The sequence below is a fragment of the Bacteroidota bacterium genome (genome assembly GCA_016722565.1).
In the GTDB taxonomy this organism is placed as follows: domain Bacteria; phylum Bacteroidota; class Bacteroidia; order 2-12-FULL-35-15; family 2-12-FULL-35-15; genus 2-12-FULL-35-15.
In genome coordinates this window covers 619,967-643,521 of the sequence record JADKIU010000007.1, presented here as the reverse complement: position 1 = coordinate 643,521, position 23,555 = coordinate 619,967, and the positions used below count along the sequence as shown (strand labels likewise).

Below are 23,555 nucleotides of genomic sequence, written 5' to 3'. Positions count from 1 at the left end.
AAAAATTATTGATTTTAAATAAAATTTGTACATTTGAGACCATAAAATAAACATTACGATTATGACTTGGACAGATATTTTCAACGGATTAGGTAGTTTTTTTCAATGGACATTCCAATTTATGGAAGCATTAGGAAACGGACCCAACTTATTTTTTTGGATAATTATCGTAAGCTTGCTTTTGGTTTGGATGCGTATGCAAGCAAACTTTAACAGAGAAGCGAAAGAAAAAGGAACGTTAAAATAAACGAATATGCATTCAACTAAAAATCCCCAATCTGATTATTCGGATTGGGGATTTTTTTGTTTAAACGTTCTTTATTTATAATACACTTCCAAATCTTTTCCAATATCTCTTCTATAATACTTTCCTTTGTATTGAATACGTTCGGCATTCGCAAACGATTTTTTTAATGCTTCGTTCATAGTGTTCCCATAAGATGTAATTGCAATTACACGCCCACCATTTGTAACAACGTTATTCCCATCTTGTTTTGTTCCTGCATGAAAGGCGATACTTCCTTCTACCAATTCAAATCCTGTCATTACATCTCCTTTTGCGTATTCCTCCGGATAGCCACCTGCAACCATCATTACTGTTGTAGCAAAACGACTATCCACTTCGAACGTTTTTTCATTTAAGTTTCCGTTGGCAACACCTTCAAACAAATCCAACAAATCAGATTTGATTCTTGGAATCACAGATTCGGTTTCCGGATCGCCCATGCGAACATTGTACTCAATCACTTTCGGGTCACCACTATCATTCATCAATCCAATAAAAATAAATCCTTTGTAAACAATGCCTTCCTTTTTTAATCCATCGATGGTTGGAATAATTACACGGTCTTCTACCTTTTTAATAAATGCTTCATCTGCAAATGGAACGGGAGAAATGGCGCCCATTCCGCCCGTGTTTAATCCTTTGTCGCCTTCACCAATTCTTTTGTAATCTTTTGCAGCAGGTAATATTTTATAAGAGTTTCCATCTGTTAAAACAAAAACAGAAAGCTCAATACCTTTTAAAAATTCTTCAATCACTACTTTTGCAGATGCCGCACCAAACTTCGCATTGGCTAACATTTCGGTCAATTCTTTTTTTGCATCTTCTAAGGTTGTTGGAATCACAACACCTTTCCCAGCAGCCAATCCATCCGCTTTTAAAACATATGGAGGTTGAAGTGTCTCTAAAAATTTTAATCCTTCTGCTAATGTATCTTTCGTAAATGTCTCGTATCGTGCGGTTGGGATGCCATGGCGAATCATAAATTTTTTCGAAAAATCCTTACTGCCTTCCAATTCTGCTCCCGCTTTTTGCGGACCGATTACTGCAACATTTTTTAATTGGGGATCTGCTTGAAAATAATCATAAATACCTTTTACCAATGGGTCTTCCGGACCAACAACAACCATGTTGATGGCATTCTCCAAAACAAATTTTTTGATGCCTTCAAAATCTGTCACGGCAATTGCAACATTTGTTCCTACACTGGAAGTTCCTGCATTTCCTGGAGCAATGTATAATTTGCTTAGTTTTTTACTCTGTGCTAATTTCCATGCAAATGCATGTTCGCGGCCACCGGATCCTAAAATTAAAATGTTCATTGGGTAATTATTTTGATGCAAAGAAACGAAATTTTTCACCACTAAGGCACGAAGGCCACGAAGTCATACTAAGATATTATTTCGCAGCACTTCCATTCTCCATGTTCGAACGACTCCTTCGGAAAACAAGGAGAGTGGCTAGGCGTGAGATCTTTTGGATTATCTTTGCAAAATGATTCTTTTTCCAAAAATATTTGATTCTTCCAAAGTAATTGCAGCGCAAAGTACCCGTCTGGGTGGATGGAGTGTTCCACCTTTTGATTCAATGAATTTAGGCTTGTCGGTCAATGACAATGAACAGACGGTATGGAAGAACAGAGAATTATTTTTTGGGAAACTTGGAATTGACGTAAAGCAAGTTTCCAGATGTTATCAAGTACATGGCAACGAAGTATTGGTTGTAAATGAACCGGTAACCAACGAAAAGTACGATGCACAAATCACCAACAAACCCAATATTTTTTTAGCGGTTTCTATTGCTGATTGTACACCCATATTAATTCACGATGAAAAAAACGATGCCGTTGCTGCGATACATGCAGGATGGCGAGGAACTGTTGGAAAAATTGTTTCCAACGTTTTACAATTAATGAAAGAGAATTACGGAACGGAAGGAAAAGATTGCAAAGCATTTATTGGTGCATGTATCTCGTATGAAAATTTTGAAGTAGGTGATGAGGTGGCAGAAAATTTTGAATCTTCATTGAAACGTTTTGACGAACAAAAACAAAAATGGTTTGTGGATCTCAAAAAAGCAAATCAACAACAATTGCTTGATTTTGGAGTAGAGGGAAATAATATTGAAATATCTGACTATTGTACGGTAGAAAACAACAACACCTTTTTCTCTCATCGGAAAGAAAAAGGTGTTACTGGTAGAATGATGGCGGTGATTGGGGTGAGACCTCACCCCTAGCCCCTCTCCTTGTTCAAGGAGAGGGGTGTGGCTCCGCAATTATGATAAAAGTAAACGTTTAACTGTTTCTATATCATTTAATACCTGGGAATTGGATATTCTTAGGATTTTAAAATTCATTTCCTTCAAATTTTGATCTCTGTGTTGATCTTTTTCTTTTTGTTCTTCAGTATTGTGAACTTCACCATCTAATTCGATAATCAATCTTTTGGATGCACAATAGAAATCTACCACATAATTGCCGATACTATGTTGTCGTTTAAATTTTAATCCGTTTAATTTTTTGTTGCGAATTTCTTCCCACAAGATTTCTTCTGCGGAAGTAGAATTAACTCGAAGAATTCGTCTTATGTCAAGCATAGATCTTTTATTGTGAACGTCCATCAGTGAAGTTTTCTTTTTCGATGAAGGTTAAATTGGATAATTCTGCAAGTAGTAGCAGAATTAAAAAGTCCCTCTCCTTGAACAAGGAGAGGGATTTAGGGTGAGGTCTACAAAGGAATATTCCCGTGTTTCTTCTTCGGCAACTTAGCCACTTTATTTTTTAGCATATCAAATGCTTTTATTAATTTTTCACGAGTATCCTCCGGTTTAATCACTTCATCTACATAACCTCGTTCAGCAGCACGGTAAGGATTTGCAAAATGTTCGATGTATTCTTTTTCTTTCTCTGCTAATTTTTCTGCAGGATTTTTTGCCGCAGCAATTTCGTTTTTGAAAATAATTTCTGCGGCACCTTTTGCGCCCATTACAGCAATTTCAGCAGATGGCCAAGCATAATTCATGTCGGCACCAATGTGCTTGCTATTCATTACATCGTAAGCTCCACCGTATGCTTTTCTGGTGATGACAGTTACGCGTGGAACGGTTGCTTCGCAGAATGCATACAATAATTTTGCTCCGTTCGTGATGATACCATGCCACTCTTGATCCGTTCCTGGCAAGAATCCTGGAACATCTTCAAATACTAATAAAGGAATATTGAAGCTATCACAAAAACGCACAAAGCGCGCTGCTTTGGTGGAAGAGTTGATGTCCAAAACTCCTGCTAAAAATGCAGGTTGGTTGGCTACAATTCCAATGCTTTTTCCACCTAATCGTGCAAAACCTACTACAATGTTTTCTGCATAGTTTTTATGTACCTCTAAAAATGAATCGGTATCAATCACGCCATTAATCACATCACGCATATCGTAAGGTTGATTTGGATTTTCAGGAATGATGTTATTTAAGTCGTGACGCTTTTCATTGCCATTGCTTTCATAAGCAACACTTGGTGCATCATCTTCACAGTTTTGAGGCATGTAACTCAACAATGCTTTGATGTTATTGATACATTCAATTTCATTCGCACAAGAAAAATGTGTTACTCCTGATTTTGTAGAATGTGTAGATGCGCCACCCAATTCTTCGGATGTTACTTCTTCGTGGGTAACGGTTTTTACTACGTTCGGACCGGTTACAAACATGTAGGAAGTGTTTTCTACCATCATGATAAAGTCGGTGATGGCCGGAGAATAAACCGCTCCACCGGCACAAGGTCCCATGATGGCGGAAAGTTGTGGAACAACTCCGGATGCTAAAGTATTTCTGTAAAAGATATCGGCATAACCACCCAACGAAACAACGCCTTCTTGAATACGAGCGCCACCACTATCGTTTAAGCCGATAACCGGTGCTCCGTTTTGCATCGCCAAATCCATGATTTTGCAAATTTTTTCGGCATGTGTTTCGGATAATGAACCTCCGAAAACCGTAAAATCTTGAGAAAAAACGTAGGTTAATCGACCGTTTATTTTTCCATAACCTGTAATAACACCATCGCCCAAATATTTTTCGCGTTCCAAGCCAAACTCCGTAGAACGGTGTGTTACCAGCATTCCAATTTCTTCAAACTTGCCTTCGTCCATTAAAAAATGAAGTCGCTCACGGGCTGTTAACTTGCCTTTTTTATGTTGTGATTCGATACGTTTTGCGCCACCACCCAATTGTGCTTCGGCTATCTTTTTTTCTAAATCGATAATTTTATTCTTCATGTTTGTTTTAATAAGAGTACCAAAAGTAGCAAAAATTATAGGTTCTTTTTTATTTTTTTAACTTTGGAGAAATAACCGATTCCATGAGCCATCATCTCGATAAAATAGATTTAAAAATCCTCAAAATCCTTCAGGAAAATGCAAAGATTACCAATTTGCAATTGTCGGCAGAGATAGGGCTTTCACCGGCTCCAACCTTGGAACGCGTTAAAAAACTAGAGCAAGCAAAGCTCATCAAAGGTTATTATACCAAAGTGAACGAAGAAGCCTTAGGCGTTGGAATAAAGGCGATTATCCAAATTACACTCACCCGCCAAATCGAAAACGCAATTGCCAATTTTAAAAAGGAAATCAACAAGATTCCGGAGATTATGGAATGTTATCAGGTTACAGGTAGTGCAGATTATATTTTGATTGTGATGTTGAAGGATATCCGTGATTTTGAAATGTTGATTAGTAATCGTCTTAGCAAAATGGAGGAAATCGGACAAATGCAAACCATGATGATTCTTTCAAAAGTCAAAGATTCCAAAGTACTGCCGCTTAACTACTAAGTATCACCCACTCCGTCATCCTGAGCGGAGTCGAAGGAAAGGAGAAATAAATGAACCTAGAAGAACTCAGAGATTATTGTATGTCGAAAAAAGGCGTTGAGGAAACCTTACCTTTTGGTCCCGACACCCTTGTTTTTAAAGTGATGGGGAAAGCCTTTTTACTCACCGGCTTTGATTCGAACCCACTTCAATTTAACGTAAAATGTGATCCCGAAAAAGCAATTGAACTGAGAGACCACTACTCCTGTGTGCTTCCCGGTTACCATATGAATAAAAAGCATTGGAACACCATTATCGTTGATGGAACAGCAAGCAATAAATTTTTGCAGGAATGGATAACCGATTCCTATAATCTGGTTGTTTCCGGATTACCTAAGATTGAACAGAAAAAATTAGCTTCGATGAAATAATTGATTCCCCTTTTAATTGAGTATTTTTGCTCCACAATTTAAGCATTCAAATGAAAAAGGTTTTAATTTATTTCGTTCAAGGATTAATCATCACTGTTCCTGTTGCGATTACAGGCTATGTGTTTTATAAAATCATTTCCATTATTGGCTCATTTGTTCATTTGTTCGGAACAATTGTGAGTCCGTTTTTTGATCCATTTATTGTGATTGCAATAACGTTATTGCTGATTTTCTTAATGGGATTATTGGGCTCTTCCATTATTTTACGACCGCTTTTTTCAATGTTTGATCATGCATTGGAGCATACACCTGTAGTAAAAACAGTCTATTCATCCATCAAAGATTTTTTATCAGCATTTGTAGGCAGCAAAAAACGATTTAACAAACCGGTACTGGTAACAATCAACAAAGAAAATAATATTCAGCAATTGGGATTTATTACGCAGGAAGATTTGAGTGAATTAAACATTTCAAAAGGAACGATGGCTGTTTATGTTCCTTTATCCTACTCGTTTTCAGGAAACCTCTTGATTGTTCCTGTGGATCACATTACCCCTGTAGATGCTTCTTCGGCAGAAGTCATGAAATTCATTGTTTCGGGTGGAGTGACGGATATCGATGACGATCAAAAATAATTCCCTTCTATAACTTTTATTTTTGGAAGGATTATTGTATCTTGTAGATTCAAATCGAAAAACTATAAGATATGAAGAAGGTATTTACATTGGCTTTTGCAGTTGCACTTGCATTTTCAGCCTCAGCACAAAAAATAAAAGTTAAACAATCTAGCGAAAATATTGGTGGTGGAAGTCACAACGCATTGACCGTTACCCTTTATGGAATCAATCCATCGGATGCAGAAGATGCATTTCGTTCGTATATGAAAAAGTACGATGGTAAACGTTCATCCAAAGACGGAGCTATTTTTGTTGACCATGCAACCATTAAAGAAATGGGAAACAATACCATCGATATTTATGGGAAAGCAATTGGAAAAAAAGGTGATCCGGAAATTACTTTTGTAGTGGCATTTGATTTAGGTGGTGCATTTTTAAATTCTGGCGATCATAAAGATCAATACAAAGTAGCAGAAGAAATTGTGAAAGAGTTTGCCGTAAAAGCTACGAAAGACGCCATTGAAAGCAAATTGAAAGATGCTCAAAAGATTCAATCGAACTTTGAAGACGAGCAAAAGTCGTTAGAAAAAGAAAAGAAAAACTTAGAAGATGATATCGAAGATTATAAAAAGAAAATCAAAAAAGCAGAGGATGATATCGTAAAAAATAAGGCGGATCAAGACAAGAAAAAAGGTGAGATTGAAGCACAGAAAAAAGTGGTTGGCGAAATCGATAAACAATTAAAATCGGTTGAATAAACGATTAAAAATTGTAAGATTGAAAAATTAAAAAAAAGCTCCCGTTTCGAAAGTAACGGGAGTTTTTTATTCCCCCTTTGAAAAGGGGGTTAGGGGGATTGATTTCGATGTTTCTTATAAAGTGAAATCTAATTCAACCGATACATTTTTCCCGGCAACGACCTCACAATCCCTGAAAACTCAAGTGTAAGTAATAAAGATGACACTTTACTCATCGGCATTTTTGCAAACAAACAAATGTCATCCACATTGATACTGTCTTTTCCTTTAATTACATTCACTAAAATTTCTTCTTCCGGTTTTAATTCTACAAACAATTGTTTTTGAACAGGCGCTTTTTTTGTTTGCTGCTCCCATCCCATAATGTAAATAACATCTGCCGCGGATTGAATCAATGCCGCTTTATTTTGTTTGATTAAATTGTTGCAACCTGCCGAGCAATCATCATTCACACGTCCAGGAAAAGCAAATACATCGCGGTTATAACTGTTGGCAATATCTGCGGTTATCAACGAGCCACCAACAGCTTTTGATTCAACCACAATTGTTGCATCCGCCATGCCTGCCACAATTCGATTTCTTCTCGGAAAATTTTCTCGGTCTGGAACTACTCCGCTTGTAAAGTCGCTTAGCCAACCACCATTCTCCAACATCTCTTCAGCAAACGATTTGTGCACCGCGGGATAAATTTTATCCAACCCATGCCCCAAACCACAAACTGTTGTTAAGTTATGCTCCATCGCTGCTTTGTGCGCATAAATGTCGATCCCATACGCCAAGCCACTTACAATAATTGGATGAAAAGGTGCTAAATCTGCAACCAGTTTTTCACATAACTGTTTTCCATAATCGGTTGCTTCGCGTGTACCGATGATGCTGATGACTTTTTCGGTGTTTAAATTTGCTTTTCCTTTAAAATAGAGCATCACCGGACTATCTTCACAATGTGTTAAACGTTTCGGATATTCCTTGTCGAGATAAAATAACGGAGTAATATTGTTTTTTTGAATGAATTTTATTTCTTCTTCCGCACGTTTAAATACCTTTTGATTAATAACGGCTTTGGCAAAAGCGTCTCCTATTCCTGGTATTTTTTCTAAGGCCGATTTTTTCTCTGTAAATACTGCTTCCGCACTCCCGCAATATGAAATAAGACGTTTTGCTCTCATGTCGCCAATATGTGGAATCAGACTGATTGCAATTTTATATTTCAAATTTTCATCCATAATTTATAATTTGTATCTTGCACTATACTTATTTGTTCCATAAGAACTCCTTCAGAACAAATTTATTAAATTATAAATGTGAGTTCTACTTTATAGTTGAATTCACAGGCAATTGCTACAAAATTTAGCATTATAGAAACGAATACATTGAGAATGAAAAAAATACTTACTCCGCTTTTTTTTATTAGTATTTCTGCGTCTTTGTTTGCTCAAGATGCCTATTTAAAAGGTAAAATTTCCGATTCCAAAAGTAAGGAAACACTTGTGGGAGCTGCAGTTGTCGTAGATGATACCACTGGAACGGTTACTGACATCAACGGAAATTACTTTTTCAAAACCACCGAAGGAAAACATAAAATAGAATACAAATCGTTGGAATTTAAGATTCAAATTGTAACGATTGAATTGAAAGCCAACGATACGGTTATCAATAACATTGTTTTGGAAAGTGATTCGAAACAATTGGGAATCGTAGTCGTTTCTGCCGGAAAATTCGAACAAAATTTAAACGAAGTTACCGTTTCAATGGAAGTATTAAAACCTTCCTTGATTGAAAACAAAAGCATTCAATCCATCGAAAATGCTGTTGATCAGGTGCCGGGTGTAAATGTGATTGATGGACAAGCGAATATCCGAGGTGGAAGTGGCTTTAGTTACGGAGCGGGAAGTCGTGTTTTGGTGATGGTAGATGAAATGCCCATGCTTACTGCAGATGCCGGTGATGTGAAGTGGACATTTTTACCCGTAGAAAATTGCGAACAGATTGAAGTCATCAAAGGTGCTTCTTCTGCTTTATTCGGATCGTCTGCAATGAATGGTGTTATTAATTTCAGAACCGCATACGCTAAAAATGAACCGGAAACAAAAATACATTTCTATGGTGGTGTTTACGATCGTCCTAGACGAGATTCTTTAGCTTGGTGGTGGGGCGATACACAACCGACTTATAGTGGAATCAATTTTTACCATGCACAAAAAATAAAACAATTCGATATTGTATTGGGTGGAAATTTATACGATGATGATGGATACCGTTATTTGGAAACCGAACAGCGTTATCGTGCCAACACCAATTTGCGCTACCGCTTTAAAGGGAAATTGCAAGGATTACAGGTCGGTGTAAATGCCAATACTATTCGTACAAAAGGCGGTTTGTTTTTAGTTTGGGAAAATGCTGATTCCGGAGCATATCGCCCTGCAGGTGGTGATTTAAGTCATTACACCACCTATCGCACCAACATTGATCCCTACATGACCTACTTTACTAAAAACAATGCACGCCATACATTGCGTGGACGATTTTTCCGTACTGTGAATAAAAATAATACCGATCAGGAATCAACCGCAGATGTTTATTATACAGAATATCAATTTCAAAAACGATTTGAAAAGGGATTAACCTGGACCATGGGCGCTGTGTACAATTACAATGAAGTACATTCCGGTCCGCTTTATGGCACACACTTTAGCACAAATACCTCTTTGTTCACGCAGTTGGATAAGAAGTGGAAAAAGCTGACCGTTTCTGTTGGTGCCCGAGGTGAATATTTTAAAACCGATTCGGTAGAAACAAAAGAAGATGTGTATTTGCTGATGGATAGATCGAAACCGATTGCAAAACAATCGAAAGTAAAGCCGGTTTTTCGTGCAGGAGCCAATTACCATTTGTTTAAAGCGACCTACGTGAGAGCCTCTTTCGGTCAAGGTTTCAGATTCCCGTCTGTTGCAGAGCGATACATTAAAACAAGTGCCAGCGGATTGGATATTTATCCGAATGATAGCTTAAAGCCGGAAAGTGGATGGAGCAGCGAGATTGGTATAAAACAAGGTTTGCGTTTGGGTGAATGGCAAGGATATTTGGATGTGGCTGCCTTTTGGACTGAATACAATAACATGATGGAATTTACATTTGGTCAATATGGTCCATCGGTTCCTCCAACGTACGGATTAGGTTTTCAATCTAAAAATATTGGAAACACACGCATCAAAGGAATTGACGTTTCAATGATGGGTGCAGGGAAAATCGGACCGATAGATGTCGCAGTTTTGTTGGGGTATACCTACATTGATGCCATACAAACCAATTTTGATTTGGCGCGCGATTCAGCATTTAACACCACAAAAAATAATTTGTTGAAATACCGTTTTAAACATTCCGGAAAAGGAGATGTAGAGTTGGGGTATAAAAAAGTAAGTACTGGCTTAAGTGTGCGTGCGAATAGTTTTATGGAAAATATCGATTCGTATTTTGTGGTATTCTTTCCAGGGATGAAAGAATACCGTGCAGCACACGACCAAGGCGATTATATTTTTGATTATCGTTTGTCGTATCAACTGATGAAAACAACAAAAATTTCCTTCATCGTCAACAACATGTTCAACCGTGAAGTGATGGGACGACCAATGGATATACAACCTCCAAGAGTATTTGTATTGCAACTAACTGTTAAATTTTAAATAAAAAAATTAATAGCGGGATATATTTATATGTTTTAAAAACAGAACAGGGAATTGTTGAAAAGCAAAAGATAATCATATCGAAATAATGAAATTCTGGTTTAAATTAGCGTTAGCCTTATATTTATTTGCTTGTAAATCCATTGCTCAAACTTATTTCAATAATTCGTATGAAATAGGTGGAATAGCTCATGGTTCAACGTCTGTATTAGATGACTCGGTTGGTTATTTGGTTCTTGGTCAAGAAATAACAACAAGTTATAGGGCTATGAGTTTTGTTAAAACAGATTATTCTGGAGATACGATATGGACCAAAAGTTTTCCTCAAAATCAGTTTGCATATTATACAGGCTATTCAAATTCATTGATTAGAACAAATGATAATAAAATTGCCTTTGGTGGAACAATAATTAATCTTCTTGATTCAACAGACAGCGGTAATGCTCTGCTAGTTAAATTAAATAACAGTGCTGACACTCTTTGGATGAAAATGTATGGTGGGAGTGGTTTGGATGTAGCTAACATAACAATACAATCAGCTGATAGTGGTTTCGTGCTTATAGGGGCTACTACCAGTTATGGTAGTGGCCAGTCTGACTTTTACATGGTTAAAACTGATAGTTTGGGTGGGTTTCAATGGCAAAAAACTTTTGGAACGAGTGCACAAGAAGAAGCATACAGCGGAATTAAAACATTAGATAATGGATATTTATTGACAGGGCATCAATCAGGTCAAATGTACATTGTTAAGACAGATGAAGACGGTAATTTTCAATGGGAGAGAACTATTGCTGGTTCAGCAGGCCAGGGATTTATTCAACAATTTGCTGATAGTACTTATGTTTTAGTAGGATCAAAATTTGTTACAGGATTATCGTACCAGGCCTATATTACTAAGTTAACAAAAACAGGAGCTACAATCTGGGAGCAAACCTATGGCGGAATAGGTGATCAACAGCTTTTTGCTGTCCCTATAATATTGAGTGATGGTAGTGTGGTCTGCTCTGGTGTAGTATCAAGTGGTAGCCCTCAAGGCATATTAATAAAAGTAGATAGTTCGGGAAATGAAAAATGGATGCGAACCTACTATAAAGGGAGTATTTACAATGATCTTTTTGATTTAAAATTGACTACAGATAATGGATTTGTTATGACTGGTACCACTTATTTATCAACTCAAGATTCGTGGCTTATTAAGGTAGATAGCGCAGGTTGTGAAATAGCGAATTGCAATGTCGGAGTTAATGAAAGCGAAATTCAAAAACCCAAATTGAATATTTTTCCAGTTCCTGCAAGGGATGAAATAACAATTTTAATTGAAGGGGAGGATATGGATGACTATGAGATAACAGTTTTTAATATCTTGGGCGAAACTCTAAAAACAAGTATTGAAAACACTAAAATATCCATTTCAAATTTCGCAGCTGGTGTTTATTTTATTTCGGCAAAAAGCAAAAAGAATCAAAATCGAACCGTTCAAAAAATTATTATAGAAAAATAAAGTTAATTATGATCACACGCCCTTTTAATTTCAAAAAATGGATTGACGACAATCGTCATCTTTTAAAACCTCCTGTAAACAACAAAGTTGTATATGAGGATACCGAATTTATTATCATGGTGGTTGGTGGCCCCAACGCCCGTAAAGATTATCATTACAATGAGAGCGAAGAATTCTTCTACCAGTTGGAAGGTGATGTAACTGTGAAAGTTCAGGAAAATGGAAAAGCGGTAGATGTCCCGATTAAAGAAGGTGAAATATTTTTGTTGCCGCCTCGCGTTCCGCACAACCCCGGCCGTCCTGCAAATACTGTTGGATTGGTGATTGAACGCAAACGCAGAGAAGGTGAAGAAGATGGGTTGATGTGGTTTTGTGAAAAGTGCAACGAACCGTTGTTTGTGAAAAAATTTAAGCTGACAAATATTATGACGCAGTTTCAAGAAACGTTTGCTCACTTTTATGGAAGCATCGATTTGCGTACATGCAAAAAATGTGGTGCTGTGATGGAACCACCTGTTGCAGCAAAACAGGAAAACGCGCATTAACAAAAAAAGTTTTAAAACAAAAAACCAGCGATTGACAAAATCAATCGCTGGTTTTTTTATTGGAAGTGGTTAGGCTTTCTTTTTAAATGTGAGTCCTTCACTTTTTAATGCCTTTTGAAAGATTGGCAAACTGGAAGGACCAATTCCATGCAATGCCATCATTTCAGCTTGTGTAAACTTAGAAAGCTGCTTCACCGTTTTTATTCCTTTGTTTTCTAAAGCTCTTCTTGCAGGAGCCGCGAAGTAAGAAAGAAACCCTTCCTTTGGTTTTCGTTTTTGTTCACAAATGGGACAAGTAGGACAAGCACTCGTTTTTGTAAACGTATGTCCTTTCGAACATTTTTTTACATTCTTTTTTGCGACCGCTTTTTCTGAATCTTGTTTTATTCTGAATTTTACAATTTTAGTTATAAGTGGCAAAGGCAATGGCTTATCCAATGAAAATTGAATAGCACCCTTTGACGTTTTATATTTTGTGAGTTGCTCTTTAAAAATTTCAATGGGTGAAGAAGAAGGATAAAAACCAATGTGATTTTTATAACCGGTAAACCATACCAATACTCCGTTTTGTTTGAATGCAGGCATGCTGTAGCTGATGACTTCTTCAGCTGTTGGTGCCGCTTGACGAATGGTCATGCGCAAGAGTTCTAACAACTGTTGTGTTTCCTTTGGAAACTGAGCAATGTGCTGATCAATACTGTTTATTTTTTTCATTGTGTAAATTTAAAATGCCTTCACAAGAGTAATAATTCCTGTAGCCAAAATTAATAAAAGCACAATGTATTTAAACTGAATTTCTGAAATTTTAGTCAGAATTTTTTTACCAATATAGGTTCCGATAATACTTGCCACCAGTAAAATCGGAATCAGATAAAGTAAATCTTTTCGCATATATCCGTTAAAAAAGTAAACGACACTTCTGCTGGAATCGATTGCCAAATCAATGATAGCGGATGTAGCAATAAATACTTCCATCTTTAAATTATAAGCAGCTAAGGTTAAACCTCTGATGGCGCCACCGGTTCCCAATAGTCCGGCAACAAACCCTGAAATCACTCCTCCACCAATAGCATTGGGAAGTGTTGGTTTTAATTCAAGATTTTTGAAAATGAGAAAAACTAAACTTACTACAATTAAAAAGATGGCCAGCGAAAATTCTAAAATAGTAGTATCAATTAATTTGCTGAGGTAGGCGCCAACGATTACAAAAACGACAGCCGGAATTCCAATTGAGAAAATTAGCTTTTTATCAAATCCTTTTCTGAAAAAAATAATTTTGGAGAGATTGCTGGAAACATGAAACAATGCGGTGATACCAAGCACCGAATGAAAATCTAAAAAATAAGTAGCAATCGGAACAAAGAATAAGGAAGAGCCGAATCCTCCAATTGTACCAACAATTTCTGCAAGGAGAACGAGGAAGATAAAGAGCGGGAGATTTTCAATCATTGAATTGTATGCGTGTAAAAAAAATGCTTCACACAAGGTGAAGCATTTTATTGTTTTGTTTTAGAGCTTATTCAACAGTTACCGATTTAGCTAAGTTTCGTGGTTGATCCACGTTGCAACCGCGCATTACAGCAATATGATAGGAAAGTAATTGCAATGGCACAACAGAAACCAATGGCACCAAAATTTCATCCGTCTCCGGAATTTCAATAGTGTAATCAGCCATCTCTTTTACTTGTGTATCTCCTTCGGTAACAATTGCAATAATTTTTCCTTTACGTGCTTTTACTTCCTGAATGTTGCTTACTACTTTTTCGTAAGATGTTCCTTTGGTTGCAATCACAAAAACTGGCATCTCTTCATCAATCAAAGCAATTGGTCCGTGCTTCATTTCTGCAGCAGGATAGCCTTCTGCATGGATGTACGAAATTTCTTTTAGTTTCAATGCTCCTTCTAAAGCAACAGGGAAGGTGTATCCACGACCAAGGTATAATGCGTTGCTAACATTTTTATAAATGTCGGCAATGTATTTTATCTTATCGTTGGTTTGTAATACACGTTCTATTTTTGCAGGAACAGCTTCCAATTCACTAATCAACGTATGAAAACGAGAGTTGGAAATATTTCCTTTGCGATACGCAATACGCAACGCCATTAATGTTAATACGGTTACTTGAGCAGTAAATGCTTTTGTGGATGCCACACCAATTTCCGGTCCGGCATGTGTGTAAGAGCCAGCATGTGTTGCGCGTGCAATGGATGATCCAACAACATTACATACTCCAATGATAGTTGCTCCTTTTGATTTTGCTAATTCTATCGCTGCTAATGTATCCGCTGTTTCTCCGGATTGTGAAATGGCAATCACCACATCGTCTTCATAAACAATCGGATTGCGGTAACGGAATTCCGAAGCATATTCTACTTCAACTGGGATGCGTGCTAAATCTTCAAATAAATATTCTGCAACCAATCCTGCATGCCACGATGTACCGCAGGCAATGATGATGATGCGTTTTGCATTTAAAAATTTTTGTTCATACTCGGTAATTCCACCCAAATTTACCACACCTTTTTCCGAGCTCAATCGACCACGCATACTGTCTTTAATTGAACGTGGTTGTTCGTAAATCTCTTTCAACATAAAATGGTCGTAACCACCTTTTTCCAAAGCTTCCAATTGCAATTCTAATTCTTGGACGTATGGCGTTTTTGCTTTGTTCTTAATCGTTTTGATTTTTAATTCTTTGCCTCGTTCGATAAAAGCGATTTCTTCATCTTCCAGATACACCACATTTTTGGTATACTCCACAATAGGTGTTGCATCGGATGCAATGTAAAATTCGTTTTCACCGATACCGATAACCATCGGGCTGCCTTTTTTTGCAGCAAACAATTCATCGGGATTATTTTTTGAAAGGATCACAATCGCATACGCTCCAACCACTTGGTTTAATGCAATACGAACTGCTTCACCCAAACGAACATTTTCTTTTTCTTGAATGTCTTCAATTAAATGAATCAATACTTCGGTATCGGTATCACTTAAAAATACATGTCCACGTTTGATGAGTTCGGCTTTTAACGGACCATAATTTTCAATGATTCCGTTGTGAATCATCACCATATTTTTGGAAGCGGAATAATGCGGATGCGCGTTCACATCGTTCGGCACACCATGGGTTGCCCAACGGGTGTGGCCAATGCCAATGTTGCCACCTTTATTTTGTTCTCCGATAAAGTTGTGGAGGTCCACCACTTTTCCTTTACATTTATAAACGTTGAGGTTTCCATTTTCCAACATCGCCACTCCGGCACTGTCGTATCCTCTATATTCAAGACGTTGTAATCCTTTAATTAAAAAAGGATACGCTTGTTTTTCTCCGATATATGCAACGATTCCACACATCTTGTTAATGTAGTTTTGTGTAAGTAATATTTAATTTCATTGGACGCGAAGTCGAACTTCCTCCGCACAATACAGCTCTGTTGGCAAGGTTTGCACCATTTGACGTGAGGATGTATAATCCATTATTGTTTCTGTCGCCATCCAAAATTTGTTGGATGTAACGCGCAATGTTAAATCGATATTGAACGGTTCCGGAGTTGAGTGTTCCTCCAAAATAAGAAGAGCCTTCAAACGCATCCGGAATCGCATACGTTGTTCCGTCATCATTTATTCCGAATAATACCAAGGCAGCAGGAGCGGCAAAGGTATCTAGCATGTAAGTAGATAAGCTGGTGTCGACACTGATAACCAATTCTGCCTTGTTGATACCAATCATTCCATTGTTCACCCAGTTCATTAAATACGGGAACGTAATTTTTGTTTTTGCACCCGACATTCCTTGTACAAACACAGTAGCGTTTTGTGCTGCTCCGGATGTTCCAATTTGATTGACTAAATCAGCATTCACTCCGCCTGCAGAATAGTTGTGTTCAAAATGATTGAAACGAGCAACACTTCCTAAGCTGAAATCAAAGGCCAATGAATCATTGTTGGTTGCATTACTATTGTGGTAATACATCGTAATTTTTGATTCACCCATTCTAAAGTGCATGATATTTCCTTCGTCAGGTGATGATAAGGTAGTTGTGTTTTCCGTTGTTAAATACAATCCTTTAAAAAAACTTTGGAAAGCAGTATTGTTTGCCAGGTTTCCGGTAGATTGATTGTTTAAGAGCAATTGTCCGAATGCATTGTCCAATGGAACACGCAGTTGCGGTTTATAGGTATCACCAAGAAACGTAACACTGTCGAGTGGGCGAGGTTCAAAAACATAACCATCTGTTGCTGTTAAATCTGTTGGGAATTTAGAAAGTGTTGCGTTAGAATAATAAATTGTAGAAGAAACCACACTTTCCGAAAGTTGATAAACATTTAATGTTTGTGGTTTTCTATCTTTTTTACCATAAACAGGTCCATCGTAAACCAACGACAAAACAATTGAATCACAAACAGGAGCTGTTCCAAAAGTGGTTGATAGAATGTTGCTTGGTAAGCGCACTTGTGTATACATGGAAGCGGTAGCAGTTCCATAAACGGGATCAATGTATTTTCCGATGAGTCCTACTCCTGACGAAATAAGTGATTCATCCGTATTTAATGAATCGCCATCAAATGTCCGTGTAAAAACGGTGGTGGTATCTTGATACCCCACATTCAATAAATCATTTTCCGGTTGCACATCTAATCCAACAACACTGGTTTCATCACAGGAAGTAAGGCTAATGCTTAAGCAAAGCGGTAGTATAAAAAAAAATTTTGTCCCGATTGCTCGAGACAAAATTTGAGGTATGCTGTTCTGTATTTTCATAAAAAATAATTAGTCAACCATTTCTGCCACTTCCTCTAACACTGCATCATAAAAATCAGAGTAAGCATCAATGTATTCGTTGTTATCACCGGTAACAAAATCCAAATAAGGTTTGCCCGATTTTTTGATGTATTTTTCTACATCCGAATTAATTTTTGCACTTCCTTTAATGATACCATCAGCTAAATCGATAGCAGCTTTACTTACGTTTACAAAGGTAGGGTTTTTATAATGTTCCACATCTCCTTTTTCAATTCCTTCGTGCAATACTTTTTTTGCGAAATCTTTATGAAGTGGAGTTGTAAACTCATCATCATAAACCGAATACACAATTTTTGTTTCTGCAAACAAAGGGTTGTCTTTAAATGATTTTTTCAAATAAAGGGCTGTTAAACTTGTCATCCATCCGTGAAGGTGAACCACATCAGGCGACCAGCCTAATTTTTGAACAGTTTCAATAACACCGCGGCAAAAGAAAATGGCACGTTCGTCATTGTCGGCAAAATGCTCGCCTTTTTTATCTGTTAAAATGTGTTTACGCTCAAAATACTCTTGATTATCAATAAAATAAACTTGCATGCGTGCTGCTTGAATGGAAGCAACTTTAATAATAAGCGGGTGATCGTTGTTATCAATAATCAGATTCATTCCTGATAAACGAATTACTTCGTGTAGCTGATTTCTTCTTTCATTAATGATTCCGAATTTTGGCATGAATAATCTGATTTCTTTGCCTCGTTCTTGTATTCCTTGTGGTAATTTTCGTCCGATAACACTCATAGGTGTTTCATCTAAATACGGGGTAACTTCTTGCGATACAAAAAGAACTCTAGCTTTCTTCTTCATAAGATCGAATTAAGGTTAGGTTTTCAAAAAAGTATACAAAAGTAAGTAAAAATTTCCGATATTTCAAAGTATTAATATTAGATTTGGCCTGTTTTGTCGGAAAAACAGGGCGATTAATGTTGATTTTGCTGCTTATTAACACTTTTTAGCCGAATGATTATTTTTAATTCAATAGAACAACTTCAAAATCACTTAAATAGTATACGAAACCAAAAAAAAACAATTGGTTTTGTTCCGACTATGGGTGCCCTCCATGCCGGTCATATTTCCCTCGTAAACAGTGCCAAAGTTGATTGTGATGTGGTGGTGTGTAGTATTTTTGTGAATCCCACCCAATTCAATGACTTATCTGATTTAGATAAATACCCCAGAACCTTAGATGCTGATTGCCAGTTACTTGAAAAAGCAGGGTGCGATATTGTCTTCGCTCCAGAAGTAAAAGAAATGTATACGCATGCAGAATTGGAGCTCAAACGTCAGAAAATAGAGGATAAAAGTTGGACACAAGGCAAAATGGTTGATTTTGGCGATTTGGAAAAAGTAATGGAAGGGGCGCAGCGTCCCGGACATTTTAATGGCGTGGCTCAGGTAGTGAGCAAACTCTTTCGGATTGTTGAACCGAATAAGGCCTATTTCGGACAAAAAGATTTCCAGCAGCTGGCGATTATCAGAAGCATGGTTCAACAGCTGGGAATGCCTATTCAAATTATCGCATGCCCCATTTTGCGCGAACCCAATGGTTTGGCCATGAGCTCCCGAAATGAACGATTGACAAAACAGGAAAGGGAATTGGCCGCTGTGATTTCTCAAACGCTTTTCCAAATACAAAACGACTACTTGTCAAAATCAACAACGGAGTTAAAAACGTGGGCAGAAGATCATATTAAGACGGTTCCTTCTGTCTTCTTGGAGTACATCGAAATTTCCGATGCCGATACTTTACAACCCATCGCAGATTTTAACCACAGCAAAAGTGCAGTTGTTTGTATCGCAGTTAAACTTGGGGCGGTGCGTTTGATCGATAATGTCGTTTTATACTAATAATTCCCCCTTCCGTCTAAAAACCTACCTGACAATCAAATTTATTTATTTAGTTTTGCTTCCGATATGCAAATAGAAGTTTTAAAATCAAAAATACATCGCGTTAGCGTTACACAAGCCGACTTAGATTACATCGGTTCGGTGACGATTGACGAAAACCTGATGGATGCAGCCAACCTGATCGAAAATGAAAAGGTGGATATCTTTAATTACAACAACGGAGAACGATTTACTACCTACGTTATCAAAGGAGATCGTGGTTCAGGAGTAATTTGTTTGAATGGCCCTGCCTCTTTAAAAGTAAAGGTTGGTCACGAAATCATTATTGTTTCGTATGCTTCTATGGACTTTGAAGTTGCTAAAACGCATAAGCCTACCGTTGTTTTCCCGGATTCAAAAACAAATTCTTTAAGATAGTATTTTGAAAAAACAAATGCTCAACATATTAAAATTCCTGTTCTTTTTAGGATTGGGAGTTGGATTAATATGGCTGGCATTGCGCAAAACAACCGATGAAGAATTTGCGAATATCAAAACCTCATTAAACAACGCCAATTATTTCTGGATTTTTCTTTCGGTCATCATTAGTGGACTGAGTCATTATTTCAGAGCACTGCGCTGGAAACTACTTCTAAAGCCGCTGGGTTATTCTCCCAAAACTTCCAATACATTTTTTTCGGTAATGGTTGGATATCTTGCCAACTTTGCTTTGCCTCGTTTGGGTGAAGTGTCGCGTTGTGGCTTGATGACCAAATATGAAAAGGTTCCTTTTACTGCAGGATTCGGAACGGTTATTTCCGAACGCGCATTGGATGTGGTTTGTTTGATACTGATCTTTTTTGCAGCACTGGGAATGGAATTTGAGCGTATTTCCGGAATTGCAAATGACCTTATCTTTAACACCGTGGCAGAAAAATTTAATGCCTTGATGCAAAAACAAACCTTTGTAATCATTGCCGGAATTGTTCTTGTTGTGGGTGCAATCGGATTGTTTTATTTCCGCAAAAAAATTCAATCCCTTATTTCCGGAAAAGCCAAAGGTTTTGTGAAAGGATTATGGGATGGATTGATTAGCATTAAGAATGTTGAAAAACCAATTTGGTTCATCGTCCACACCATCCTCATTTGGGTTATGTATGTGATGCAAGTATATGTTTGTTTCTTTGCTTTTCCTGAAACAGCACACTTGCCTGTAATGGTGGCGGTTGTAATTGTTGTGTTTGGCAGCTTAGGTGTTATCGCTGTTCCGGGCGGAACGGGAGCGTATCAACTCATCGTGATTCAAATTCTTACTTCCATTTACGTCATTTCCTATGCTTCCGCTTTTGCTTTTGCATGGGCCGTTTGGACATCCCAATTTGTGCTCATCATGTCTGTTGGATTCCTGTCATTAATTTTGTTGGCAGTGCTCAATAAAACAACAAAGCAAGAGGAATAAAATTCTTATTTTTACCCCACTTAGTTACCTAGTTACTTAATCACCTAATTACTTAAAAATGGTTCCATACAATCATAAACTTCCGGCACTGGAAATTATTCAATCAAAAATATTTACCCGCGAAACACTTTTAAAACCATTAATCGTTTGGCGATTTAAAGGAGATAAAATCGTATTTACGAATGGTTGTTTTGACATCCTTCATCGCGGCCATGTTGATTATTTGGCGAAGGCAAGTGACTTGGGTGGGCGATTAATTGTGGGAATAAATAGTGATGCATCCGTTAAACGTTTAGGGAAAAGCAACTCCCGTCCGTTACAGGATGAACAAACGCGTGCCTTAATTTTAGCATCATTACATTTTGTAAGCGGAGTAATTATTTTTGATGAAGATACTCCGTCCGATTTAATAGATTTTGTAAAACCCGAAGTGTTAGTGAAAGGAGCAGATTATGATGCAAACGAAACAAACAAAGACAGTAAAAAATACATTGTGGGTTCCGAACGTGTGAAAGCAAACAATGGAGTTGTAAAGACGATTGAATTTTTAGAAGGATTTTCAACCACCGCAATAGAACAAAAAATAAAAGCTTCGTAACCCGAAGCTTTTATTTTGAATGTCTATTCTTTGTCCTTATTAAAGAGATGAAATCTGCCTGAAATTCCGAATTCGAAATATACACCATCCATATTCCAGGTTGCGCCATCTGCATCCGTCCATAATTTTCCTGAACTGTCTTTTAGTTGAATGTTGTTATTCAGCATGTGTTTGTTGTATCCCACACTCAAATGCATTCCAATATATTTACCAAAGTAGAAGTGTGGAGAAACATGAATGTTTAACATCGTTCCTTTTGCTCTTATAAATTGAGTGTCATCAATGTCGCCTCCGAAACTACTGGTTCCGAAACCAACTCCAATTGGTAAATCAAACTTGTCGTTTTTATTGGCAACATGAAAGTTCACCCGGACTAAAAAGTCGGAGCCTCGTAATTTATTATCTCCAGATCTTCCATAAGTACCTCTCCTGTAACGAACACCGGCTCCTAAAAAGCGGGCAACACCAAATTCGGCATTAACGCAAGGAAATGTTCCAACAAAACCAATTCCGGAATGTTCTTGCAAGTTAACTGGGGAATACGCACGTATTCCATAGATTCCAAATCCCAAGCCGGCATCCGCTGCAATGGTTCCGAATTTAAAAGATTGTGCAAATGTATTCCCTGCTAAGAAAATCATCACAGCAAAAAAGAGACATCGTTTTTTCATAATTGTTCTTCTTGAATTTGCTACAAAAGTCAGCGAATAAATGAGATGACGAAATGCGTACCTGTAGGTATTTTTTTATCCGTACCAGTACGGATGCCCTTATTGATTTTGTTTATCAACAAACGCTTTTTTTAGCAGAAGAATTTCTACTTTCGCTTTGAATAAAATGGCGAAAACAAAAACATCCTTCTTTTGTCAAAATTGTGGTACTCAATCCGCAAAGTGGATTGGCAAGTGTCCTTCATGTAATGAATGGAATACCTATGTAGAAGAAGTTGTTTCAAAAGGCGATGAGGCTAAAACTCCGGGTATCGCAAGCACCAGTTCGCAAAGAGCTTCTAAACCACAACTTGTAACCGAAATAAATTTAGAACAACATCACCGCATCGAATTGTATGATAAAGAACTCTCTCGTGTTCTTGGTGGTGGATTGGTTCCGGGTTCGTTAACCTTGTTTGGTGGTGAACCGGGAATTGGAAAGTCTACGTTGATGTTGCAAGTAGCGATTAATATGAAGAACTTAAAAGTGCTTTATGTTTCTGGCGAAGAAAGCGAACAACAAATTCGTATGCGTGCCGAGCGCATCGGGATGCAAAACCCCAATTGCTACATCTTAACAGAAACCTCCACACAAAATATTTTTAAGCAAATAGAACAACTGGAGCCGAATTTTGTGATTATTGATTCCATTCAAACATTACACTCAGCACATATTGAATCTTCACCGGGAAGTGTTTCGCAAATACGTGAATGTACTGCGGAGCTTTTGCGTTATGCCAAAGAAAGCGGCACTCCTGTTTTTTTAATCGGGCACATTACAAAAGATGGAAGCTTAGCAGGACCGAAAGTGTTGGAACACATGGTGGATACGGTTTTGCAATTTGAAGGAGATAGAAACCATGTTTACAGATTATTGCGAACAGCAAAAAATCGTTTTGGTTCTACCAACGAATTAGGAATTTATGAAATGCAAGGAAGTGGATTGCGTGAAGTAAGCAATCCCTCCGAAATATTAATTACCGCAAGAGAAGAATTAGTAAGTGGAGTTGCCATTGCTGCAACCATGGAAGGCATGCGCCCGATGTTGATTGAAACGCAAGCATTGGTAAGTAGCGCTGCATACGGAACTCCTCAGCGTTCGTCTACCGGTTTTGATTTGAGAAGATTGTCGATGTTACTGGCTGTTTTAGAAAAACGTTGCGGCTTTCGATTGGGTGTGAAAGATGTTTTCTTGAATATTGCTGGAGGAATAAAAGTGGAAGATCCGGGAATTGATTTGGCATTGGTTTGTGCTGTGCTTTCGAGCAATGAAGATATGCCTATTTCTCCGAAAGTGTGTTTCGCTGGTGAAGTAGGTTTGAGTGGAGAAATTCGCCCTGTTAATCGAATCGATCAACGAATTTCAGAAGCAGAAAAACTGGGTTTCGAACACATCTTTATTTCCAAATACAACAAAAAAGGACTCGATTTAAAAAACTACCACATCAAAATTACCATGGTGGGTAAGATAGAAGAGGTGTTTAGTTTGTTGTTTGGTTAAAATCCAATCAAATTATATGTACATACATTA

At 37.5% G+C, this 23,555-nt stretch carries 24 protein-coding genes; 14 read left to right on the top strand and 10 right to left on the bottom strand.

The genetic code is table 11. The features are described from left to right. The first annotated feature begins 61 nt into the window (after window positions 1–61). Window positions 62–247, top strand: coding sequence for a hypothetical protein (locus IPP64_17665; GenBank protein MBL0331191.1), 186 nt, complete (start codon window positions 62–64; stop codon window positions 245–247). A gap of 71 nt (window positions 248–318) precedes the next feature. Here the strand turns inward: IPP64_17665 and purD are convergent, their stop codons facing one another. Continuing rightward, window positions 319–1,605, bottom strand: a complete 1,287-nt coding sequence (gene purD, locus IPP64_17660; protein ID MBL0331190.1) for a phosphoribosylamine--glycine ligase — start codon at window positions 1,603–1,605, stop codon at window positions 319–321. Window positions 1,606–1,777: 172 nt separating this feature from the next. Here purD and pgeF point away from each other — a divergent pair, with 172 nt between their 5' ends. Continuing rightward, a complete protein-coding gene (pgeF, locus tag IPP64_17655) occupies window positions 1,778–2,521 on the top strand; it encodes a peptidoglycan editing factor PgeF (GenBank protein MBL0331189.1) in 744 nt (247 codons plus the stop codon). Between the two features lie 39 nt (window positions 2,522–2,560). On the opposite strand, the gene IPP64_17650 is transcribed toward pgeF, so the two are convergent. Together IPP64_17650 and IPP64_17645 are read right to left on the bottom strand one after the other, a co-directional pair. After that, window positions 2,561–2,881, bottom strand: coding sequence for an endonuclease domain-containing protein (locus IPP64_17650; GenBank protein MBL0331188.1), 321 nt, complete (start codon window positions 2,879–2,881; stop codon window positions 2,561–2,563). Between the two features lie 131 nt (window positions 2,882–3,012). Next, on the bottom strand, window positions 3,013–4,557 hold the full coding sequence (locus tag IPP64_17645; protein MBL0331187.1) for an acyl-CoA carboxylase subunit beta: 1,545 nt from the start codon (window positions 4,555–4,557) through the stop codon (window positions 3,013–3,015). 83 nt (window positions 4,558–4,640) lie between these two features. On the opposite strand from IPP64_17645, the gene IPP64_17640 reads away from it, so the two are divergent. The 4 genes from IPP64_17640 (at window position 4,641) to IPP64_17625 (ending at window position 6,896) form a co-directional block, all read left to right on the top strand. Further along, window positions 4,641–5,111 carry an Lrp/AsnC family transcriptional regulator gene (locus IPP64_17640; protein ID MBL0331186.1) on the top strand — a complete coding sequence of 157 codons (471 nt, stop codon included), beginning with the start codon at window positions 4,641–4,643 and terminating at the stop codon, window positions 5,109–5,111. Window positions 5,112–5,161: 50 nt separating this feature from the next. Further along, window positions 5,162–5,521 (top strand): MmcQ/YjbR family DNA-binding protein, encoded by a 360-nt coding sequence (locus tag IPP64_17635; protein MBL0331185.1) that lies wholly within the window; start codon window positions 5,162–5,164, stop codon window positions 5,519–5,521. A gap of 50 nt (window positions 5,522–5,571) precedes the next feature. Next, window positions 5,572–6,156: a DUF502 domain-containing protein gene (locus IPP64_17630; GenBank protein ID MBL0331184.1), complete on the top strand. Its 585-nt coding sequence runs from the start codon at window positions 5,572–5,574 to the stop codon at window positions 6,154–6,156. 71 nt (window positions 6,157–6,227) lie between these two features. Further along, entirely contained in the window at window positions 6,228–6,896 is a 669-nt protein-coding gene (locus tag IPP64_17625) for a hypothetical protein (GenBank protein ID MBL0331183.1), read from the top strand. Window positions 6,897–7,024: 128 nt separating this feature from the next. On the opposite strand, the gene dprA is transcribed toward IPP64_17625, so the two are convergent. Further along, on the bottom strand, window positions 7,025–8,122 hold the full coding sequence (gene dprA / locus IPP64_17620; protein ID MBL0331182.1) for a DNA-protecting protein DprA: 1,098 nt from the start codon (window positions 8,120–8,122) through the stop codon (window positions 7,025–7,027). A gap of 153 nt (window positions 8,123–8,275) precedes the next feature. On the opposite strand from dprA, the gene IPP64_17615 reads away from it, so the two are divergent. The 3 genes from IPP64_17615 (at window position 8,276) to IPP64_17605 (ending at window position 12,625) form a co-directional block, all read left to right on the top strand. Further along, entirely contained in the window at window positions 8,276–10,579 is a 2,304-nt protein-coding gene (locus IPP64_17615; protein ID MBL0331181.1) for a TonB-dependent receptor, read from the top strand. 88 nt (window positions 10,580–10,667) lie between these two features. Further along, entirely contained in the window at window positions 10,668–12,080 is a 1,413-nt protein-coding gene (locus IPP64_17610) for a T9SS type A sorting domain-containing protein (protein ID MBL0331180.1), read from the top strand. Window positions 12,081–12,085: 5 nt separating this feature from the next. Next, complete coding sequence (locus IPP64_17605) at window positions 12,086–12,625, top strand: 3-hydroxyanthranilate 3,4-dioxygenase (GenBank protein ID MBL0331179.1); 540 nt, start codon at window positions 12,086–12,088, stop codon at window positions 12,623–12,625. A 69-nt stretch (window positions 12,626–12,694) separates the two neighbouring features. Here IPP64_17605 and IPP64_17600 read toward each other — a convergent pair whose 3' ends face one another. From IPP64_17600 to IPP64_17580, 5 genes are all read right to left on the bottom strand, one after another. Next, window positions 12,695–13,339 (bottom strand): DUF1801 domain-containing protein, encoded by a 645-nt coding sequence (locus IPP64_17600; protein ID MBL0331178.1) that lies wholly within the window; start codon window positions 13,337–13,339, stop codon window positions 12,695–12,697. Between the two features lie 9 nt (window positions 13,340–13,348). Then, a complete protein-coding gene (locus IPP64_17595) occupies window positions 13,349–14,074 on the bottom strand; it encodes a sulfite exporter TauE/SafE family protein (GenBank protein ID MBL0331177.1) in 726 nt (241 codons plus the stop codon). 67 nt (window positions 14,075–14,141) lie between these two features. Then, window positions 14,142–15,983, bottom strand: a complete 1,842-nt coding sequence (gene glmS / locus IPP64_17590) for a glutamine--fructose-6-phosphate transaminase (isomerizing) (protein ID MBL0331176.1) — start codon at window positions 15,981–15,983, stop codon at window positions 14,142–14,144. Window positions 15,984–15,987: 4 nt separating this feature from the next. Next, window positions 15,988–17,391, bottom strand: coding sequence for a DUF4270 domain-containing protein (locus IPP64_17585; GenBank protein ID MBL0331175.1), 1,404 nt, complete (start codon window positions 17,389–17,391; stop codon window positions 15,988–15,990). A gap of 9 nt (window positions 17,392–17,400) precedes the next feature. After that, window positions 17,401–18,237 (bottom strand): glycogen/starch synthase, encoded by an 837-nt coding sequence (locus IPP64_17580; protein ID MBL0331174.1) that lies wholly within the window; start codon window positions 18,235–18,237, stop codon window positions 17,401–17,403. Window positions 18,238–18,390: 153 nt separating this feature from the next. Between IPP64_17580 and IPP64_17575 the strand changes: the two genes are divergently transcribed. The 4 genes from IPP64_17575 (at window position 18,391) to IPP64_17560 (ending at window position 21,314) form a co-directional block, all read left to right on the top strand. Then, on the top strand, window positions 18,391–19,278 hold the full coding sequence (locus IPP64_17575; GenBank protein ID MBL0331173.1) for a pantoate--beta-alanine ligase: 888 nt from the start codon (window positions 18,391–18,393) through the stop codon (window positions 19,276–19,278). A 66-nt stretch (window positions 19,279–19,344) separates the two neighbouring features. Continuing rightward, window positions 19,345–19,695, top strand: a complete 351-nt coding sequence (locus tag IPP64_17570; protein ID MBL0331172.1) for an aspartate 1-decarboxylase — start codon at window positions 19,345–19,347, stop codon at window positions 19,693–19,695. 16 nt (window positions 19,696–19,711) lie between these two features. After that, window positions 19,712–20,716, top strand: a complete 1,005-nt coding sequence (locus tag IPP64_17565) for a flippase-like domain-containing protein (GenBank protein MBL0331171.1) — start codon at window positions 19,712–19,714, stop codon at window positions 20,714–20,716. Between the two features lie 58 nt (window positions 20,717–20,774). After that, a complete protein-coding gene (locus IPP64_17560) occupies window positions 20,775–21,314 on the top strand; it encodes an adenylyltransferase/cytidyltransferase family protein (protein MBL0331170.1) in 540 nt (179 codons plus the stop codon). 23 nt (window positions 21,315–21,337) lie between these two features. Here IPP64_17560 and IPP64_17555 read toward each other — a convergent pair whose 3' ends face one another. Beyond that, window positions 21,338–21,985: a hypothetical protein gene (locus tag IPP64_17555; GenBank protein ID MBL0331169.1), complete on the bottom strand. Its 648-nt coding sequence runs from the start codon at window positions 21,983–21,985 to the stop codon at window positions 21,338–21,340. Window positions 21,986–22,151: 166 nt separating this feature from the next. Here IPP64_17555 and radA point away from each other — a divergent pair, with 166 nt between their 5' ends. Continuing rightward, window positions 22,152–23,525 (top strand): DNA repair protein RadA, encoded by a 1,374-nt coding sequence (radA, locus tag IPP64_17550; GenBank protein MBL0331168.1) that lies wholly within the window; start codon window positions 22,152–22,154, stop codon window positions 23,523–23,525. Window positions 23,526–23,555: the final 30 nt, after the last annotated feature.

Bases quoted from the DNA above. Each gene is read 5' to 3' on its own strand.
- IPP64_17665 (MBL0331191.1), top strand. From the start codon at position 62: ATGACTTGGACAGATATTTTCAACGGATTAGGTAGTTTTTTTCAATGG.
- purD (MBL0331190.1), bottom strand. From the start codon at position 1,605: ATGAACATTTTAATTTTAGGATCCGGTGGCCGCGAACATGCATTTGCA.
- pgeF (MBL0331189.1), top strand. From the start codon at position 1,778: ATGATTCTTTTTCCAAAAATATTTGATTCTTCCAAAGTAATTGCAGCG.
- IPP64_17650 (MBL0331188.1), bottom strand. From the start codon at position 2,881: ATGCTTGACATAAGACGAATTCTTCGAGTTAATTCTACTTCCGCAGAA.
- IPP64_17645 (MBL0331187.1), bottom strand. From the start codon at position 4,557: ATGAAGAATAAAATTATCGATTTAGAAAAAAAGATAGCCGAAGCACAA.
- IPP64_17640 (MBL0331186.1), top strand. From the start codon at position 4,641: ATGAGCCATCATCTCGATAAAATAGATTTAAAAATCCTCAAAATCCTT.
- IPP64_17635 (MBL0331185.1), top strand. From the start codon at position 5,162: ATGAACCTAGAAGAACTCAGAGATTATTGTATGTCGAAAAAAGGCGTT.
- IPP64_17630 (MBL0331184.1), top strand. From the start codon at position 5,572: ATGAAAAAGGTTTTAATTTATTTCGTTCAAGGATTAATCATCACTGTT.
- IPP64_17625 (MBL0331183.1), top strand. From the start codon at position 6,228: ATGAAGAAGGTATTTACATTGGCTTTTGCAGTTGCACTTGCATTTTCA.
- dprA (MBL0331182.1), bottom strand. From the start codon at position 8,122: ATGGATGAAAATTTGAAATATAAAATTGCAATCAGTCTGATTCCACAT.
- IPP64_17615 (MBL0331181.1), top strand. From the start codon at position 8,276: ATGAAAAAAATACTTACTCCGCTTTTTTTTATTAGTATTTCTGCGTCT.
- IPP64_17610 (MBL0331180.1), top strand. From the start codon at position 10,668: ATGAAATTCTGGTTTAAATTAGCGTTAGCCTTATATTTATTTGCTTGT.
- IPP64_17600 (MBL0331178.1), bottom strand. From the start codon at position 13,339: ATGAAAAAAATAAACAGTATTGATCAGCACATTGCTCAGTTTCCAAAG.
- IPP64_17595 (MBL0331177.1), bottom strand. From the start codon at position 14,074: ATGATTGAAAATCTCCCGCTCTTTATCTTCCTCGTTCTCCTTGCAGAA.
- glmS (MBL0331176.1), bottom strand. From the start codon at position 15,983: ATGTGTGGAATCGTTGCATATATCGGAGAAAAACAAGCGTATCCTTTT.
- IPP64_17585 (MBL0331175.1), bottom strand. From the start codon at position 17,391: ATGAAAATACAGAACAGCATACCTCAAATTTTGTCTCGAGCAATCGGG.
- IPP64_17580 (MBL0331174.1), bottom strand. From the start codon at position 18,237: ATGAAGAAGAAAGCTAGAGTTCTTTTTGTATCGCAAGAAGTTACCCCG.
- IPP64_17575 (MBL0331173.1), top strand. From the start codon at position 18,391: ATGATTATTTTTAATTCAATAGAACAACTTCAAAATCACTTAAATAGT.
- IPP64_17570 (MBL0331172.1), top strand. From the start codon at position 19,345: ATGCAAATAGAAGTTTTAAAATCAAAAATACATCGCGTTAGCGTTACA.
- IPP64_17565 (MBL0331171.1), top strand. From the start codon at position 19,712: ATGCTCAACATATTAAAATTCCTGTTCTTTTTAGGATTGGGAGTTGGA.
- IPP64_17560 (MBL0331170.1), top strand. From the start codon at position 20,775: ATGGTTCCATACAATCATAAACTTCCGGCACTGGAAATTATTCAATCA.
- IPP64_17555 (MBL0331169.1), bottom strand. From the start codon at position 21,985: ATGAAAAAACGATGTCTCTTTTTTGCTGTGATGATTTTCTTAGCAGGG.
- radA (MBL0331168.1), top strand. From the start codon at position 22,152: ATGGCGAAAACAAAAACATCCTTCTTTTGTCAAAATTGTGGTACTCAA.